This is a genomic window from Azospirillum sp. BE72, from assembly GCF_031455875.1.
Lineage (GTDB): Bacteria > Pseudomonadota > Alphaproteobacteria > Azospirillales > Azospirillaceae > Azospirillum.
The window spans coordinates 110,584-127,250 of the sequence record NZ_JAVDTO010000007.1 but is presented as its reverse complement, the minus strand read 5'-3'; the positions used below and the strand labels follow the sequence as shown (position 1 = coordinate 127,250).

The window sequence follows — 16,667 nt, the reverse complement described above, 5'->3', positions numbered from 1 at the left end:
GGCCTTCGATACCGGCGAGCGCTTCAGCGCACCCGTCCAGGCACTCGCCGGAATCAGGCACTTGCCCGAGGCATCGGTCGAATGGCGGAACCGGAGATACCGCAGCAGACGAGTGGACGCTAAGCCGGATTTGGTGGAACCGTCACCTATGATGGATCCTAATGATAGCTCTGGCGCACGGAAATGTTCCGCCCACACAATGGCATTAATCCTGCCCACAACCGGTGGGACATGTTCCAAAAGCCAGCTTACTAACCTAGCCTTTCGCTCCGAACGTCGAACGCTGCGAAGCGTCGATGAGTAGACGATCAAAGATCGGATGTGCCGGCCGTCTCGTCATTGGCCCTTGCCACCGTCAGTCGTCAATAATATTCGGGATTGGGAGCGACGAGCATGGAAGCTGGCGGGCAACGGGACTTTGGCAGGGCAAATGGAACGAATCGGCTGACATCGGCGGTCGCATTCACGTCGGCATTCCTACTTCTCATCATCGTACTGTTCGATATCGTTCTCAAGCCGTTTCTGGACTCCACCAGCCTGACCGAATGTTCGATCTCCGATGTCCTCCAGTTGATTTTCGTCGGATCGCCGGCCCGGCTTCCCCTGGATTCCTGGGAACCGATGATGAAGGCCTTCGACTGGCTGCATCGGCATCTCGGCGAGAATGTCTATGAGGCGATCTTCTTCGTCGAACATGTGAAGTTCCAATATCCGCTGACCTCCCTTCTCCCGATGGAGGTGATGTCGTCGGTCGGCCTGCTGCACCTTCGGGTCTACATCTTGGTCAACCTCATCCTCACCTGCGCCACCGCGCTCGGCATGGGCGTTCTCATGCTGGATCTGGCGGCTCGGCTGGGACTGTCCGGCCCGTCCGATACGCTGTCCGCGCGTCTGAAGCTGGCCAGCCTCGGCGTGCTCGCGACGCTCGGCTTCTTCCCGGTGGCGAAGGCTTTCTCGGTCGGCCAGATCCAGGTCTGGCTGAACGCGGCGTTCGTCCTGTCGACGATCCTCTACTGCCGCAACCGCCGCTGGGCGGTCGGCATGCTGCTGGGCCTGTCGACGCTGATAAAGCCGCAGATGTCGCTGTTCCTGCTGTGGGCGCTGCTGCGCAAGGAGTGGCGGATCGCCGGGGGCTGGGCGGCCGTCGTGGCGGTCGGCACCGCGGTGACGGCGATGCTGTACGGGGTAAAGCCGATGCTGACCTATCTGGACGTCCTGTCCTTCATCGGCGCGCATGGCGAGGGATATTACTCCAACCAGACGCTGAACGGGCTTCTGAACCGGCTGCTCCACAACGGCAACAATGTACAATGGCTGGGCGACGCCTTCGCCCCGCACCATCCGCTGGTCTATTGGGCAACCATGTCGTCCGGCCTGCTGTTCATCGGATTCGGCCTGCTCTGGCGCCGGCACGACCACGGTGACGGCGGGATCCTGTCCTTCGCGATGGCCGGCATATGCTTCACGGTCGGATCGCCTGTCGCCTGGATCCATCATTTCGGCATTCTGCTGCCCGCCTTCGCCATTGCCTTCCTTGCCGTCGCCAGGACTGCGGCGGAATGCCCACAGACGGCGAACCGCAATTTCCAACTCCTTGGCGTCGCGTTCCTTCTCATCGCCGTCGACGCCTTCAAGCCGGCGAACGCCTTGGCGGACACGCCCTTCAACATCCTGCAATCCTACATGTTCTTCGGCACGCTGATCCTCATGACGGTGCTGTGGCGGGTGGCGACACCGGTTCGCCAGGGCCGGCCACTGTCCTTTCCTCGGGCGGCGCTGCCGGGCTGACGCGCGGTCCCCGCCGCCTGCCTCCCGGCCGCTCACCGGAACGCCGGGGCTTCCGCACCTGTTGGTGGGCCAGATGACCCAACCGGCAGGAAGGAGCCCAGACATGCCACGCTACACGCCACGCTATCCGGAAGCAGGCTATTCGCATGAGGACGGCACGGGCTGGCTGTCGGCCCGCGGGCTGGCAATGATGGCCGGCGGCGCGGCGCTGGCCTTTGTGGCGAGCCGGCTGCTGCCGCCGGTGGTGGCGCAGCTCGCCGGCTCGGCCCGCGCATCGGCCGGCTACGACGGTTTCGACGCGCTGATCGACGACCACCGCCACATCCAGGCGCTGCTGGTGGAAATGGTGAAGACGCCAATCGACGCCCCCGTCCGCCGCACCCAGCTGCTGCTGCGCCTGAAGCGCCGGCTGGCCGCCCACGCCATGGCGGAGGAGGACGTCGTCTATCCGATGCTGCACGACCAGGCGCGGAAGGAGGAGGACGCCAAGCATCTCTACGGCGAGCATGCCGAAATGAAGATGCATCTCTTCACGCTGGAACAGACGCCGAAGGACGATCCGCACTGGCTTGCCGTGGCGCTCGACCTGAAGCGCATCATCGACGGCCATATCCGGCAGGAGGAGGAGATCGACTTTCCCGCCCTGCGCAACAGCATGGACGATCGCCAGACCGCCACCATGTCCGGCGGCGTCGCCCGCGAAAAGGCGCTGATCCTCTGACCCTGGCCTGCCCCTGTGGCGGTATGGCACGACCGGCGGGCGGAACGCTCCGCTCGCCGGTCCTGTTACTGACCGTGATTATCACGAAGGCAAGAACAGGGAGGCATCGATGAGGGCATTGGTCTGGCACGGCGCCAACGACATCCGCTGCGACACGGTCCCGGATCCGGAGATCGAGCATCCGCGCGACGCCATCGTGAAGGTGACGACCTGCGCCATCTGCGGGTCCGACCTCCATCTGCATGACAACGTCATGCCGGGCATGGAGAAGGGCGACATCGTCGGCCACGAGTTCATGGGCGAAGTTGTGGAAGTGGGGCCCGACGCCAAGAGCGCGCTGAAGGTCGGCGAGCGGGTGGTGGTTCCCTTCACCATCTGGTGCGGCGAGTGCGACCAGTGCAAGCGCGGCAACTATTCGGTCTGCGAGCGCTCCAACCGCAACAAGGCGCTGGCCGACAAGGTCTTCGGCCATACCACCGCCGGGCTGTTCGGCTACACCCACCTGACCGGCGGCTATGCCGGCGGACAGGCCGAGTATGTGCGGGTGCCGATGGCCGACCGCACCCACATCAAAATTCCCAGCGGGCTGACCGACGAGCAGGTTCTGTTCCTGGGCGACATCTTCCCCACCGGCTGGCAGGCCGCCGCCCAGTGCGACATCCAGCCGACCGACACGGTGGCGATCTGGGGCTGCGGCCCGGTCGGGCAAATGACGATCCGCAGCGCCATCCTGCTGGGCGCCAAACAGGTCATCGCCATCGACCGCGTGCCGGAACGGCTTGCGATGGCCAAAGCCGGCGGCGCCATCACCATCAATTTCGAAGAGGAGAGCGTCGTCGAGCGGCTGAACGAACTGACGGGCGGCAAGGGTCCGGAGAAATGCATCGACGCCGTCGGCATGGAAGCGCACGCCACCGCAACGCTGGATTCGATGTACGACCGCGCCAAGCAGGCGCTGATGCTGGAATCGGACCGCGCCCATGTGCTGCGCGAGATGATCTATGTCTGCCGCCCGGCCGGCGTCCTGTCGATCCCCGGCGTCTATGGCGGGCTGATCGACAAGATGCCCTTCGGCATGTCGATGAACAAGGGCCTGACCTGGCGCATGGGCCAGACCCACGTCAACCGCTGGACGGACGACCTGCTGAACCGCATCCAGGAAGGACAGATCGACCCGTCCTTCGTCATCACCCACACCGTTCCGCTCGACCAGGGCCCCGAGATGTACAAGACCTTCCGCGACAAGCGGGACGGCTGCATCAAGGTGGTCCTCAAGCCCTGAGGTGACGTCATGGCCTATTACGACCGCTCCTCGACCGGAGACAACCTCGCCCGCGGGCTCGGCTGGTTCAGCATCGGCCTCGGCGTCGCCGAACTGATGGCCGGCCGGACCATCGCCCGCTGGATGGGGATGGAGGACAAGACCAACCTGATCCGCGCCTATGGCGTGCGGGAGATCACCGCCGGCGTCGGTCTGCTGGCTCTCGGCGATCCCAAGCCCTGGATCTGGAGCCGCATCGCCGGCGACGCCGTCGACATGGCGACGCTGGCCGCCGGCATGCAGGACAACCCCCGCGCCGGCAACGCCCGTATCGCCTTCGGCGCGGTGGTGGCGGCGACGGCGCTGGACGTGGTCTGCGCCCAGAAGTTGCACCAGGAGGAGGCCTATTACCGCAGCCTGCCGGTGCCGGATTACAGCGACCGCAGCGGCTTCCCCCGTTCGGTCTCCGCCATGCGCGGCGTCGCCAGCGACGCCCCCATCGGCGAAGACATGCGGACGCCGAAGATCCTGCAGTTCCAGCCGGCCCAAAGCCAGATCGCTCAAAGCCGGACGGCAAGCCCCTGACGCACATGCATCCGGCCGACCTGTTCATGGCACTGTGGCGCTTGCTGGAGGAACGGCGCGAAGAGGTCCGCGTCCTCGCCCAAGGGCAGGAGGCGGACCACGCGCGGGCCGGCCGGCTGGCCGGGGAGGCGGCGCCGGAGTTGCGGAAGGGCGCCGCCGCTCTGGAGAGGTGGGTCGGGGACGGACTGGACCTCGACCGGATACTCGCGGCGGCGCAGGCCATCGACGGGTGGTTCGCGCCGCTGGCCTCCCGATACGACCTCCGGGCATCCGACGACTTGCTCCCCGCCGACCGGCTGGAGGCGCGCCGCCGCCTGAACCGCGACGGCCGCTTCAACGCCGACCCGGCGGACGGCCAACTGATCCTGCGCCCCGGCCTGCTGGCGCGCGCCATGAACATCCGGGAGACGGCACCGCCAGGCGCCGATCCCGACGCTTTCGATCCGGTCGACCTGTTCTCCACCCTGCTGGTCGTGCCGCCCGGCCTGACCATAGAGGCCGAGCGCGACGGCGACCCGGACCGCCGCATCGCCGTCGAATACCGCCGCATCGCCGCGGTGTCCGACCAGGACCCGGCCGACCCCGCCTGGACGCCGGTGATCGGCATCGTCCCGCTGGCCGAGGCGGAGGACGACCTCGCCATCCACCAGTTCCGCCGCGACGGCGAGGACTGGTACGAGCCCACCCCACGCGACTTCAGCCGCCGCGCCGCCGACGCCATCGCCGGACTGGCGGAGCAGGGCGCCAACTTCGTGCTGTTCCCCGAGGTTTCGGTCGGGGCCGGCACGCTGGACGCGATCCGGCAAGCGCTGCGCGCCCAGGCAGTGGACGGCCCGATCCGCTACGCCTTGGTGGGGGTTAAGGAGGAGGCGGAGGACGGTGGACGACCGCACAACCGGGCGCTGCTGCTCGACCGCTGCGGCACGGTGATCGGCAGCCAGACCAAGCTGCATTGCTGGGACCTGGACAGCGACCAGTGCCGCTCCTACGACCTGCGCGACCGCAACGGCCGGCTGCTGGACTGCGCGCGCGAGGACATCGAGACCGGCGACTGCTTCACCCTGTTCGAACTGCCCGACCTCGGCCGGCTAGCCGTTGCCATCTGCGAGGATCTGGGGCGTTCGGAGCCCAGTGCCTGGATCGCGTCCGGCATGATGGTGGACTGGCTGGTCACCCCGGTGATGGACAGCGGCCTGACCACCGAGCGCTGGCAGGCGAAGGAAGGGGGGGCCTCGTCGCGCGCCGGTTATTGCCGGGTGATCGTCGCCAACAGCATGGCGCTGTCGCACCGCTTCAATCGCTACTGCCGCGCCAACGGCGAAGAGGACAAGATCATCGAGGAGTGCGGCGTCGCCCTGCTGTTCCAGCCGCGGGCCAGCCAGGCCGGCGCTCCGCGCATCCAATGCCTGACCCTGCCGCTGGCCGACCCGTCCCCCGGCCATGTCTGCGCCGGCTGGACGCCCGGCCGCTGGCCCGCCCTGCCCGATCCCGAACCGGCCGATCCCAAGGAGGAGAGCAGCGAATGAGCGTATTGGAGCCGGCGCTGCGATCGCTGACCGATGCGCTTCTGGAGGCCGTCCGGCGGCAGGACTGGGCCGTGGCGGACGCCGAACTGGAAACCCTGGCGCAGGCAGCCGTCGCCGCCGTGGTGGCGAACCGGACCGACGACCTCGCCGCGCTCGCCCGGCTGGTCGCGCGCTGCCACACGGCGCTGTCGCTGACCGGAGAACTGGACGGCGGGGCGATGCACCGGCTGGGACAGTTGCGGGCGCTGGCGCTGACGATTGCCGCCGCCCGCGCCCGCACCCCGCCCCGTCCGGCCGATGCGCTCCACGCGCCCGGCACGCCGGCCAGCGCGATCCTCTCGGCGCTGGGCTCCGGTCCGCAGACCTGCCCCGCCCTGGTCGAGGCCACCGGTCTGTCGGCGGAGGAGGTGGGCAGCGCCCTGCCGGAGTTGCGTGCCGCCGGCCTCGTCCATTCCTGGCCGGCGGGGCGGCTGACGGTCAATGCGCTTCGGTCCGGTTGACGGTCATGCGTCAATCCACCTGAAAGGTGTTCCGCAGCGTCCCGTCGGCATTGACCATCTGGTAGCGGCCGTCAGGCAGCCGGTAGATCTCCATGCATTGCTGGCGCGGGTCCACGTCGAGCGTCAGGCAATACCGGTCGCCGGAGACGGTCCAGCGCCCGTATTCGTTGCCCTTGGCGCCGGAAATGACGATCGACCCGTCCTTGGAAAAGCGGTTCATGTAGGACTTGCCGCGCGGGTTGACGATGCTCAGCGTGTGGCCGCCCAGCAGCGTGGAAACCTCCGGCCCGGTCAGGCGCTGGGCACCCGGCTTGCGGAAATCGGGCTCGATCCCGGCGCAGGCGGAAAGGCCTGCCAGAACGGCCAGCGCGGCGATGGGCAGCCTCTTGCGCATCGGCGCCGGGGTGGTCGCGCGGGGAAGGACTTGCATCGGTCTGGTCGCCTTTTCCGGTTGTCTCACCCTGCAAGATTGGCGGCGGAGCCTCTTCCGGCAAGCATTGCCTCCTCCGGCCAGGGGGTTCCCTCCAACGCCCTATACCCGGCGGGTCGGTCGGCGTCCGGATGGGACAGCCCCCCGAACCAAATCCCGGCCGGCATGTTCTCAAGCCCGTAAGAACCGGGTGCGCCGCGCCCCCTCGCCTCATCGATCAGCAGAAACCGGATCAGCAGGAACCGATGGAATTTCCGATCTCCTCCACGGTCGCCGCCTTCCTGGCGCCGGTCGTCGCCGTGGCTGTCGCTATCGCCATTCACGAGGTGGTGTGGCGGGTGCTGCAACGGCTGTTCCGCCCGACCAACGCGCCGGTGCTGAGCCGGGTCGTCACGGCCGGTCGCACCGCCACCCGCTTCGCCGTGATCTTCGCAGCCCTTCTCGCCTCCGTGCCGGCGCTGCCGCTGCCGCACGCCGCCATGGAGATGCTGGCGCGCGCCGTCGGCATCTGTTTCATCGGCGCGCTGGGCTGGGCCATCGCCAGCAAGGTCGGGGCAGTGTTCGACGCCTATCTCGGCCGCAGCGGCCCCAACGAACGCGGGTTCGAATGGCGGCGGCGGCGGACCAAGCTGACGGTGTTCCGGCGGCTGGCGCTGCTGACCGTCATGGCCCTGACCGTCGGCTTCATGCTGATGACCGTGCCGCTGGTGCGGACCATCGGCATCAGCCTGTTCGCCTCGGCCGGCGTCGCCGGCATCGTGCTGGGCATCGCCGCCCGGCCGACCATCGCCAACCTGATCGCCGGCATCCAGATCGCGCTGACCCAGCCGATCCGAATCGGCGACTCGGTGGTGGTCGAGGGCGAGTGGGGCAATGTCGACGAGATCACCTCCACCTATGTCGTCGTGCGCATCTGGGACGACCGGAGGCTGATCGTTCCGCTAGGGTATTTCCTGGAAAAGCCCTTCCAGAACTGGACACGCGACGCGCCGAACATCCTGGGTTCGGTGATGCTGTATGTCGATTACTCGGTGCCGATCCCGGCGCTGCGCGACCATCTGCGCAAGGTGCTGGACAGCACCAGTCTGTGGGACAAGCGAGTGTGGAACCTGCAGGTCACCGACCTGAAGGAACACACGATGGAGCTTCGCGCCCTGGTCAGCGCGCCGGATGCCGGCACGGCCTGGGACCTGCGCTGCCTCGTGCGCGAGGAGATGATCCGCTTCCTGACGGAGCAGTATCCGGGATCGCTTCCGCGCGAACGGCTGGATCTGGCGCGTCCCGCTTCGGGTGCCGCCGGCGAACGGCTGGCGCCCATGGAGGCCCGGGTGGGCGCCAACGGGCAGGCCTGAGCCCGCCCGTTGGACACGAACGTCACGAAGACAGGGTCTTGTTGATCCGCAGAGCCACCAGCGTGCAGACCGCACCGGACAGCAGGTAGAGGCCGGACGCGACCAGCCCGAACTGGCTGGACAGGTACAGCGCGACGAAGGGCGCGAAGCCCGCCCCGAACAGCCACGCCAGATCGGAGGTCATGGCCGAGCCGGTGTAGCGGTATTGCTGGCTGAAGCCCGACGCCACCGACCCCGACGACTGGCCGAAGGACAGGCCGAGGATGACGAAGCCCACCACCATGAACACCGCCTCGCCCGTCTGCCCGGCGTCGAGCAGCAGCGGGGCGAAGCCGCTGAACACCGCGATGGCGGCGGCGCAGCTGCCCAGCAGGGTCCGCCGCCCGACCCGGTCGGCGATGTAGCCCGACGCGACAATGGCGGCGATGCCGAAGGCGGCGGCGATCACCTCGATCACCAGGAACGCCCCGGTCTCGTGCTGCGCGTTCAGGAAGATCCAGGACAGCGGGAAGACGGTGACCATGTGGAACAGGGCGAAGCTGGCCAGCGGCGCGAAGGCGCCGATCACCACGCGCTTGCCCTCCATCTGCAGAGTCTCCACCACGGGGGCGGGCTGCAGTTCGCGGTTCGTGAACAGCCGCTCGAACGCCGGCGTCTGGACCAGACGCAGCCGGGCGAACAGGGCCACCACGTTGATGGCGAAGGCCACGAAGAAGGGATAGCGCCAGCCCCAGGCGAAGAAATCCTCCGCCGACAGGCTGTTGACCATGTAGGCGAACAGGCCGCTCGCCACGATCAGGCCGATGGGCGCGCCCAGCTGCGGGATCATCGCATACCAGCCACGCTTGTTCTGCGGCGCGTTCATCGCCAGGAGCGAAGCCAGCCCGTCCCAGGTGCCGCCCAGCGCCACGCCCTGCCCGATGCGGGACAGCGCCAGCAACCAGGCGGATGCGACGCCGATCGCCTCATATCCCGGCAGGAAGGCCAGCGCCACCGTCGACCCGCCCAGCAGGAACAAGGCGATGGTCAGCTTGGCGCTGCGCCCGTAATTGTCGTCGACGGCCATGAAGATGAAGGTGCCGATCGGCCGCGCGACGAAGGCCAGCGCGAAGATGGCAAAGGACCAAATGGTGCCCGTCAGCGGATCGACATAGGGAAACACCAGCTTTGGAAAGACGATCACGGAAGCAATGGCGTAAACGAAGAAGTCGAAAAACTCGGATGTTCGGCCGATGATCACGCCGATGGCAATTTCTCCGGGATTCACCCCGTGATGCCGCGCGTTCACCAGCCTCGCATCCCGTTCGACCGCCGCAATCGATGGATTCATCATGTCGGCCCCGGCTGCGTTATTTCGCTTGCGATGATCCGTAGATCATACAATATGTCACCGCACCAATCAGTGACCTGTCAAGCGCGCAGGAGTCGGGGCATTGGACAAATTGTCCAATGTCGCCGCTGGGGCATGGACGTTAGCTGTCTCCCCAAAGCAAACCTTTGATACAGGTCCTGCCTTGAGCCGTTATCGCGCAATCGCCCTGCTGCCAGTGATGGCGGCGTTGAGTGGCTGCAACCTGGTCGTGCTGAACCCGGCCGGCGACGTTGCCAGCCAGCAGGGAGACCTCGTGGTCATCTCCACCCTGCTGATGCTGCTGATCATTGTCCCGGTCATGGCGCTTACCGTGCTGTTCGCCTGGCGTTACCGTCAGTCGAATAACACAGCCCGCTACGAACCGGACTGGGACCATTCGACGCAGCTTGAACTGGTGATCTGGGCAGCCCCGCTGCTGATCATCATCTGCTTGGGGGCCATCACCTGGGTCACCACCCACAAGCTCGACCCCTACCGTCCGCTCGATCGCATTGCGGCCGACAAGCCGCTTCCGGCCGGCGTGAAGCCGCTGGACGTGCAGGTGGTGGCGCTCGACTGGAAATGGCTGTTCGTCTATCCCGAATACGGCATCGCGTCCGTGAACGAGATGGCGGCGCCGGTCGACCGGCCGATCCGCTTCAGCCTCACCGCCTCCACGGTGATGAACTCCTTCTACGTTCCGGCGCTGGCGGGCATGATCTACGCCATGCCGGGCATGGAGACGAAGCTCCACGCCGTGATCAACGAGCCGGGGACCTACAAGGGTTTCTCGTCCAACTACAGCGGCGCCGGCTTCTCGCACATGCGCTTCGCCTTCCACGGCCTGTCGAACCAGGATTTCGACGGCTGGGTGTCCAAGGTGAAGTCGGCGGGGGCCCCGCTCGACCGCAACGCCTACATCGCGCTTGAGAAGCCGAGCGAGGCCGTTCCGGTCCAGCATTTCGGCACCGTCGATCCGAAGCTGTTCAACGCCGTCGTGAACCTGTGCGTGCGTCCCGGCACCATGTGCATGAGCGACATGGCCGCCATCGACCGTGCGGGCGGGCTGAACGCCGGCGGCATGGCCGCGGCCAACGGGATCCTGCGGGCCAACACGCTGGCCGGCTTCCCGGACACGCAGCCGACCGGCCTGTGCACCGTCGCCGAGGCGGTCGAAGCCGCCGCAAACTCGGGCGCCGTGCAGCGCCCCACCGTCACGCCGATCGGCGCGTCCGCCTCCCAGGCCGGGCCGCAGCGGCTGGCCAATCCCTGATTGGGCACACCGGCATGCTTGAGACACTGACGACCTTCCTCTTCGGGCGCCTCAGCCTGGAGTCCTTCCCCTATCACGAGCCGATCCTGGTCGCGACGTTCTTCGCGGTCATGCTCGGCGGCATCGCGCTGGTGGCGGCACTCAGCTACTTCAAGCTGTGGGGCTACCTGTGGAAAGAGTGGTTCACCACCGTCGACCACAAGCGCATCGGCATCATGTACATGATCCTGGGCCTCATCATGCTGCTGCGCGGCTTCGCCGACGCCATCATGATGCGCGCCCAGCAGGCCATCGCCTTCAACGGCAGCGAGGGCTACCTCAACGCCCACCACTACGATCAGGTCTTCACCGCCCACGGTGTGATCATGATCTTCTTCGTCGCCATGCCGCTGGTGACGGGGCTGATGAACTATGTCGTGCCGCTGCAGATCGGCGCGCGCGACGTGTCCTTCCCGTTCCTGAACAATTTCAGCTTCTGGATGACCGTCGGCGGCGCCGTGCTGATCATGATCTCGCTGTTCGTGGGCGAGTTCGCGCGCACCGGCTGGCTGGCCTATCCGCCGCTGTCGGGCCTGGAGGCCAGTCCTGACGTCGGGGTCGATTACTACATCTGGGCCTTGCAGGTGGCGGGCGTCGGAACGACGCTGTCGGGCATCAACCTGATCTGCACGATCGTGAAGATGCGCGCGCCCGGCATGACCATGATGAAGATGCCGGTCTTCACCTGGACCTCGCTCTGCACCAACGTCCTGATCGTTGCCTCCTTCCCGGTCCTGACCGCCGTTCTGGTCCTGCTGTCGCTGGACCGCTATGTCGGCACCCATTTCTTCACGAGCGACATGGGCGGCAACCCCATGATGTACGTGAACCTGATCTGGATCTGGGGCCACCCGGAAGTCTACATCCTGATCCTGCCCTGCTTCGGCATCTTCTCGGAAGTGACCTCCACCTTCTGCGGCAAGAAGCTGTTCGGCTACACCTCGATGGTCTACGCGACCGTCGTCATCACCATCCTGTCCTACCTGGTGTGGCTGCACCACTTCTTCACCATGGGTTCCGGCGCCAGCGTGAACTCGTTCTTCGGCATCACGACGATGATCATCTCGATCCCGACGGGTGCGAAGATCTTCAACTGGCTGTTCACCATGTACCGCGGCCGCATCCGGTTCGAGCTGCCGATGATGTGGACGATCGCCTTCATGCTGACCTTCGTGATCGGCGGCATGACCGGCGTGCTGCTGGCGGTTCCGCCGGCCGACTTCGTCCTGCACAACAGCCTGTTCCTGATCGCCCACTTCCACAACGTCATCATCGGCGGCGTGCTGTTCGGCCTGTTCGCCGGCATCTACTACTGGTGGCCCAAGGCCTTCGGCTTCCGCCTGGATCCGTTCTGGGGCAAGGTGTCCTTCTGGTTCTGGGTGATCGGCTTCTACGTCGCCTTCATGCCGCTCTACGTCCTGGGCCTGATGGGCGTCACCCGCCGCCTGCGCGTGTTCGAGGACCCGTCGCTGCAGATCTGGTTCCAGATCGCCGCCGTCGGCGCCGTCATGATCGCCATCGGCATCGGTGCCTTCCTGGTCCAGATCGCCGTCAGCGTCCTGAAGCGCAACCAGTATGTCGACGTCACCGGCGATCCGTGGGACGGCCGTACCCTGGAATGGGCGACCTCCTCGCCGCCGCCGGGCTACAACTTCGCCTTCACGCCGGTGATCCACGACAATGATGCGTGGTGGGACATGAAGAAGCGCGGCTATGCCCGTCCGCTGGAAGGCTACCGCCCGATCCACATGCCCGCCAACACCGGCACCGGCGTGATCCTGGCCGGCATCAGCACGGCGCTCGGCTTCGCCCTGGTCTGGCACATCTGGTGGCTGGCGGCGCTGAGCTTTATCGGCCTGCTGGTGGTCGCCATCAGCCATACCTTCAACTACAACCGCGACTTCCACATTCCGGTGGAGGAGGTCGTACGGACCGAGAACGAGCGGACCCGTCTGCTCGCGGGACAGGTGTAAAGCATGACGACGACCGTTGAAGCCATGCATGGCGGCCACGCGGGGCACGATGCCCCGCGCGACGCCACCCCGCCCGTCTTCTATGTAAGGGACGAGCACGCCCACGAAGCCGGCAGCACCGCGCTCGGCTTCTGGATCTACCTGATGAGCGACTGTCTCATCTTCGCGGTCCTGTTCGCGACCTACGGCGTGCTGGGCACCAGCTACGCCGCCGGCCCGACGCCGAAGGAGCTGTTCGACCTGCCGCTGGTGGCGCTGAACACGGCCATGCTGCTGTTCTCCTCCATCACCTACGGCTTCGCCATGCTGGCGATGGAGAAGGGCCGCACCGCCCAGACCCAGGGCTGGCTGGCGATCACGCTGCTGTTCGGCCTCGCCTTCCTCGGCATCGAACTGTACGAGTTCGCCCACCTGATCCATGAGGGGGCCGGCCCCGGCCGCAGCGCCTTCCTGTCGGCCTTCTTCACGCTGGTCGGCACCCACGGGCTGCACGTCACCTTCGGCAGCGTGTGGCTGGTGACGCTGATGGTCCAGGTCGCCCGCCGCGGCCTGATCCCGGCCAACCGCCGGCGCCTGATGTGCCTCAGCATGTTCTGGCACTTCCTGGACGTCATCTGGATCGGCGTCTTCACCTATGTCTACCTGATGGGGATGCTGCGATGAGCACTCACGCGCACGGCGATCACCACGCCCATCAGGGCCATGGGCATGGTGGTCATGGCGGCCACGGCGACCACGGCCACGTCGAAGGCGCCCACGGCACCTTCGGCAGCTACATGACCGGCTTCGTCCTGTCGGTGATCCTGACGGTCATTCCGTTCTGGCTGGTCATGACCGGTACGCTGGACAACACGACCACCACGGCCGTGATCCTGGGGCTGGCCGTGGTCCAGATCCTCGTCCACATGGTGTATTTCCTGCACATGAACGGCCGCGTAGAGGGCGGCTGGTCGATGCTGGCGATGATTTTCACGATCATCGTCGTGGTCATCATGTTCGCCGGTTCGCTGTGGGTCATGTACCACATGAACCACAACATGATGCCCGGCATGACCACCCCCGACATGAGCAAGATGCCGTGACCGGACAGCCGTCCGCGCCCCACGCGGGCGGCACGCCGAAGAGGGCACGCCCGGTCTGGGCGCTGGCCCTCTTCGGCCTTCTGGCGCTGGCCGGCATCGCCGGCCTGACCGCGCTCGGGGTCTGGCAGCTCGAACGGCGGGCCTGGAAGCTCGACCTGATCGAGCGGGTGGAGGGCAGAATCCATGCCTCCCCCGCCCCCGCTCCGGGGCCGGAGTCCTGGCCTGCCGTTTCGGCGGCATCGGCCGAATACCGCCGGGTCGCCGCCGCCGGCCGTTTCCTGCATGACCGTGAAACGCTGGTCCAGGCGGTCTCCGACCTCGGCGGCGGCTTCTGGGTGCTGACGCCGCTGGTCACCGACCGCGGCTTCACCGTCCTGGTCAACCGCGGCTTCGTCCCCCCGGAAAAACGCGATCCCGCGACCCGGGCCGAGGGGCAGCCGCAGGGCACCGTGACCGTCGCCGGCCTTCTGCGCGTCACCGAGCCGAAGGGCGGTTTCCTGCGCAGCAACGACCCGGCCGCCGGCCGCTGGTATTCCCGCGACGTCGCCGCCATCGCCGCAGCCAAGGGGCTGGGCGACGCCGCGCCTTATTTCATCGATGCCGATTCCAGCCGCAATCCCGGTGGCTGGCCGGTCGGCGGGCTGACCGTGGTCAGCTTCCCCAACAGCCATCTCGGCTATGCGCTGACCTGGTTCGCGCTGGACCTGATGCTGATCGCCGCCGTCCTGTTCGTGATCCGCAACGAGTTGCGGCGCAGACGCGCCATCGCCGACAGCGATGGAACACGGACGTAACCGAAAACGGGCGTCCTAAAACTCCCCTCCCGCCGGTAACTCTCTATATAAGTCGGTGGGCTGATGAACCGGGTGAGGAACAGGACGTCTTTCGTGCGCGACACCACCGACCGCAAAAACCTGTTCCTGCTCGTCCAGCTGCGTTGGCTCGCCGTCGTCGGGCAGATCGTGACGATCCTGATCGTCCATCTGCAGATGGGCATCCGGCTGCCGCTGCTGCCGATGGCCGCGGTGGTCCTCGTCCTGATCGCGCTGAACATCGCCAGCCTGATCCAGATCCGCCGCAGCGCCACCGTTTCCAACACCCAGCTTTTCCTGGAACTTCTGATCGACGTCTGGGCGCTGACCCTGCAGCTCTATCTCAGCGGCGGCGCATCCAACCCCTTCATCTCGCTGTATCTTCTTCAGGTGGCGCTGGGTGCCGTCCTGCTGGAGGCATGGTCGGCCTGGGCGCTGGTGCTGGTGGCGACCGCCGGCTTCACCTGGCTGACCGGCACCTACCAGCCGCTTCCCCTGCCCCATGCCCATGAGGGCGAGCTGTTCAGCCTGCACATCCAGGGAATGTTCATCTGCTTCGTGCTGGCGGCGAGCCTGCTGGTCCCCTTCCTCACCCAGATCAACCGCAACCTGCGTGCCCGCGACGCCTATCTGGCCGAACTGCGCCAACGCTCCATGGAAGAGGCGCACATCGTCCGCATGGGCCTGCTGGCGTCGGGCGCGGCGCACGAGCTGGGCACGCCGCTCGCCACCCTGTCGGTGATCCTCAACGACTGGCGCCGCATGCCGTCGCTGAAATCCGACCCCGACCTGGCGGACGAGATGGCGGAGATGCAGAACCAGATCGACCGCTGCAAGGCCATCGTGTCGGGCATCCTGCTGTCGTCGGGCGAGGCGCGCGGCGAGGGCACGGTGCGCACCACGGTGAAGGGCTTCCTCGACGATCTGGTGCAGGACTGGCTGTCCAGCCGATCCCCCGGCCGGTTCGAGTACGACAACACGGTCGGCCCACAGGAGCGGATGATCGCCGACCTCGCACTGAAGCAGGTGCTGTTCAACGTTCTGGACAATGCGCTGGAGGCGTCGCCGGGCTGGATCGGCGTCGCCGCCCTGCGCCAGGGCGACAATCTGGTGGTGGCGGTCAACGATTCCGGCCCCGGATTCGACCCCGCCATCCTGGAAGAACTGGGCAAGCCCTACCGTTCCACCAAGAAGCGGCCGGGCAGCGGGCTCGGCCTGTTCCTGGTGGTCAATGTGCTGCGCAAGCTGGGCGGCACCGTCTCGGCCAAGAACCGGGCCGGCGGAGGCGCCACCGTCACGCTGACCCTGCCGCTCGCCGCCCTGTCGCCGGGAGGCTCCGATGGAGATGACTGAGCAGGAGACGCCCGAATTTGAAAGCGGCGACCGCACCCTGCTGATCGTCGAGGACGACGCCGCCTTCGCGAAGGCGCTGCGCCGGTCCTTCGAACGCCGCGGCTACGAGGTGCATGCCTGCGCCGGGCTGGAGGAGATGCGCGAGCTTCTGCAGACGGTGGCCCCCGACTACGCGGTGATCGACTTGAAGCTCGCCACCGGCTCCGGCCTGGAATGCGTGAAGGAACTGCACGAGGCGGACGAGGAAACCCGCATCGTCGTGCTGACCGGCTTCGCCAGCATCGCCACCGCGGTGGAGGCGATCAAGCTCGGCGCCTGCCATTATCTGGCCAAGCCCTCCAACACCGACGACATCGAGGCGGCCTTCGGCCGCACCGAAGGCGACACCTCGATCGCTCCCGCCGCCCGCAGCACCTCGATCAAGAACCTGGAATGGGAACGCATCCACGAAACGCTGGTGGAGACCAACTTCAACATTTCGGAGACGGCAAGGCGGCTCGGCATGCATCGCCGCACGCTGGCCCGCAAGCTGGAGAAGAAGCGGGTGCCGTGAGGGGAGCAGGCGCGGGTGCCCCCACCCTAACCCTCCCCCGCTTCGCAGGGGAGGGGACTGCCGCCGAT

At 66.7% G+C, this 16,667-nt stretch carries 16 protein-coding genes; 14 read left to right on the top strand and 2 right to left on the bottom strand.

Features of this window, described 5'->3' with window-relative positions:
- Positions 1-624 precede the first annotated feature (624 nt).
- The 6 genes from J2Y49_RS18970 (at position 625) to J2Y49_RS18945 (ending at position 6,381) form a co-directional block, all read left to right on the top strand.
- Positions 625-1,788, top strand: a complete 1,164-nt coding sequence (locus J2Y49_RS18970) for a glycosyltransferase family 87 protein (RefSeq protein ID WP_310116430.1) — start codon at positions 625-627, stop codon at positions 1,786-1,788.
- Between the two features lie 103 nt (positions 1,789-1,891).
- Positions 1,892-2,509, top strand: coding sequence for a hemerythrin domain-containing protein (locus J2Y49_RS18965; protein WP_310116429.1), 618 nt, complete (start codon positions 1,892-1,894; stop codon positions 2,507-2,509).
- Positions 2,510-2,618: 109 nt separating this feature from the next.
- A complete protein-coding gene (locus J2Y49_RS18960; protein WP_310116428.1) occupies positions 2,619-3,791 on the top strand; it encodes a zinc-dependent alcohol dehydrogenase in 1,173 nt (390 codons plus the stop codon).
- Positions 3,792-3,800: 9 nt separating this feature from the next.
- Positions 3,801-4,355: a cyclase dehydrase gene (locus J2Y49_RS18955; RefSeq protein ID WP_310116427.1), complete on the top strand. Its 555-nt coding sequence runs from the start codon at positions 3,801-3,803 to the stop codon at positions 4,353-4,355.
- 26 nt (positions 4,356-4,381) lie between these two features.
- Positions 4,382-5,881, top strand: coding sequence for a nitrilase-related carbon-nitrogen hydrolase (locus tag J2Y49_RS18950; protein WP_310116426.1), 1,500 nt, complete (start codon positions 4,382-4,384; stop codon positions 5,879-5,881).
- Positions 5,878-6,381 carry a hypothetical protein gene (locus tag J2Y49_RS18945; protein WP_310116425.1) on the top strand — a complete coding sequence of 168 codons (504 nt, stop codon included), beginning with the start codon at positions 5,878-5,880 and terminating at the stop codon, positions 6,379-6,381. The genes J2Y49_RS18950 and J2Y49_RS18945 overlap by 4 nt, the downstream gene beginning before the upstream one ends.
- A gap of 10 nt (positions 6,382-6,391) precedes the next feature.
- Here the strand turns inward: J2Y49_RS18945 and J2Y49_RS18940 are convergent, their stop codons facing one another.
- Positions 6,392-6,811, bottom strand: coding sequence for a hypothetical protein (locus J2Y49_RS18940; protein ID WP_310116424.1), 420 nt, complete (start codon positions 6,809-6,811; stop codon positions 6,392-6,394).
- A 245-nt stretch (positions 6,812-7,056) separates the two neighbouring features.
- Between J2Y49_RS18940 and J2Y49_RS18935 the strand changes: the two genes are divergently transcribed.
- Complete coding sequence (locus J2Y49_RS18935; RefSeq protein ID WP_310116423.1) at positions 7,057-8,163, top strand: mechanosensitive ion channel domain-containing protein; 1,107 nt, start codon at positions 7,057-7,059, stop codon at positions 8,161-8,163.
- 22 nt (positions 8,164-8,185) lie between these two features.
- Here the strand turns inward: J2Y49_RS18935 and J2Y49_RS18930 are convergent, their stop codons facing one another.
- Positions 8,186-9,496, bottom strand: a complete 1,311-nt coding sequence (locus J2Y49_RS18930) for an MFS transporter (RefSeq protein WP_310116422.1) — start codon at positions 9,494-9,496, stop codon at positions 8,186-8,188.
- 181 nt (positions 9,497-9,677) lie between these two features.
- Between J2Y49_RS18930 and cyoA the strand changes: the two genes are divergently transcribed.
- From cyoA to J2Y49_RS18895, 7 genes are all read left to right on the top strand, one after another.
- Positions 9,678-10,787, top strand: a complete 1,110-nt coding sequence (gene cyoA / locus J2Y49_RS18925; RefSeq protein ID WP_310116421.1) for a ubiquinol oxidase subunit II — start codon at positions 9,678-9,680, stop codon at positions 10,785-10,787.
- Between the two features lie 14 nt (positions 10,788-10,801).
- Positions 10,802-12,799, top strand: a complete 1,998-nt coding sequence (gene cyoB, locus J2Y49_RS18920) for a cytochrome o ubiquinol oxidase subunit I (RefSeq protein ID WP_310116420.1) — start codon at positions 10,802-10,804, stop codon at positions 12,797-12,799.
- 3 nt (positions 12,800-12,802) lie between these two features.
- Positions 12,803-13,462: a cytochrome o ubiquinol oxidase subunit III gene (cyoC, locus tag J2Y49_RS18915; RefSeq protein ID WP_409017873.1), complete on the top strand. Its 660-nt coding sequence runs from the start codon at positions 12,803-12,805 to the stop codon at positions 13,460-13,462.
- Positions 13,459-13,881: a cytochrome o ubiquinol oxidase subunit IV gene (cyoD, locus tag J2Y49_RS18910; RefSeq protein WP_310116419.1), complete on the top strand. Its 423-nt coding sequence runs from the start codon at positions 13,459-13,461 to the stop codon at positions 13,879-13,881. Before cyoC ends, cyoD begins: the two co-directional genes overlap by 4 nt.
- Positions 13,878-14,675, top strand: a complete 798-nt coding sequence (locus tag J2Y49_RS18905; protein WP_310116418.1) for an SURF1 family protein — start codon at positions 13,878-13,880, stop codon at positions 14,673-14,675. Before cyoD ends, J2Y49_RS18905 begins: the two co-directional genes overlap by 4 nt.
- A 93-nt stretch (positions 14,676-14,768) precedes the next feature.
- A complete protein-coding gene (locus J2Y49_RS18900) occupies positions 14,769-16,046 on the top strand; it encodes an ATP-binding protein (protein ID WP_310116417.1) in 1,278 nt (425 codons plus the stop codon).
- The gene (locus J2Y49_RS18895; protein ID WP_409017872.1) at positions 16,033-16,599 is read left to right on the top strand and encodes a response regulator transcription factor; all 567 of its coding nucleotides are present in this window, start codon (positions 16,033-16,035) and stop codon (positions 16,597-16,599) included. The genes J2Y49_RS18900 and J2Y49_RS18895 overlap by 14 nt, the downstream gene beginning before the upstream one ends.
- Positions 16,600-16,667: the final 68 nt, after the last annotated feature.

Coding starts and splice junctions, on each gene's coding strand:
- J2Y49_RS18895 (WP_409017872.1), top strand. CDS start 16,033: ATGGAGATGACTGAGCAGGAGACGCCCGAATTTGAAAGCGGCGACCGC.
- J2Y49_RS18950 (WP_310116426.1), top strand. CDS start 4,382: ATGGCACTGTGGCGCTTGCTGGAGGAACGGCGCGAAGAGGTCCGCGTC.
- J2Y49_RS18970 (WP_310116430.1), top strand. CDS start 625: ATGAAGGCCTTCGACTGGCTGCATCGGCATCTCGGCGAGAATGTCTAT.
- J2Y49_RS18930 (WP_310116422.1), bottom strand. CDS start 9,496: ATGATGAATCCATCGATTGCGGCGGTCGAACGGGATGCGAGGCTGGTG.
- cyoB (WP_310116420.1), top strand. CDS start 10,802: ATGCTTGAGACACTGACGACCTTCCTCTTCGGGCGCCTCAGCCTGGAG.
- cyoC (WP_409017873.1), top strand. CDS start 12,803: ATGACGACGACCGTTGAAGCCATGCATGGCGGCCACGCGGGGCACGAT.
- J2Y49_RS18965 (WP_310116429.1), top strand. CDS start 1,892: ATGCCACGCTACACGCCACGCTATCCGGAAGCAGGCTATTCGCATGAG.
- J2Y49_RS18960 (WP_310116428.1), top strand. CDS start 2,619: ATGAGGGCATTGGTCTGGCACGGCGCCAACGACATCCGCTGCGACACG.
- cyoD (WP_310116419.1), top strand. CDS start 13,459: ATGAGCACTCACGCGCACGGCGATCACCACGCCCATCAGGGCCATGGG.
- J2Y49_RS18945 (WP_310116425.1), top strand. CDS start 5,878: ATGAGCGTATTGGAGCCGGCGCTGCGATCGCTGACCGATGCGCTTCTG.
- J2Y49_RS18955 (WP_310116427.1), top strand. CDS start 3,801: ATGGCCTATTACGACCGCTCCTCGACCGGAGACAACCTCGCCCGCGGG.
- J2Y49_RS18940 (WP_310116424.1), bottom strand. CDS start 6,811: ATGCAAGTCCTTCCCCGCGCGACCACCCCGGCGCCGATGCGCAAGAGG.
- J2Y49_RS18935 (WP_310116423.1), top strand. CDS start 7,057: ATGGAATTTCCGATCTCCTCCACGGTCGCCGCCTTCCTGGCGCCGGTC.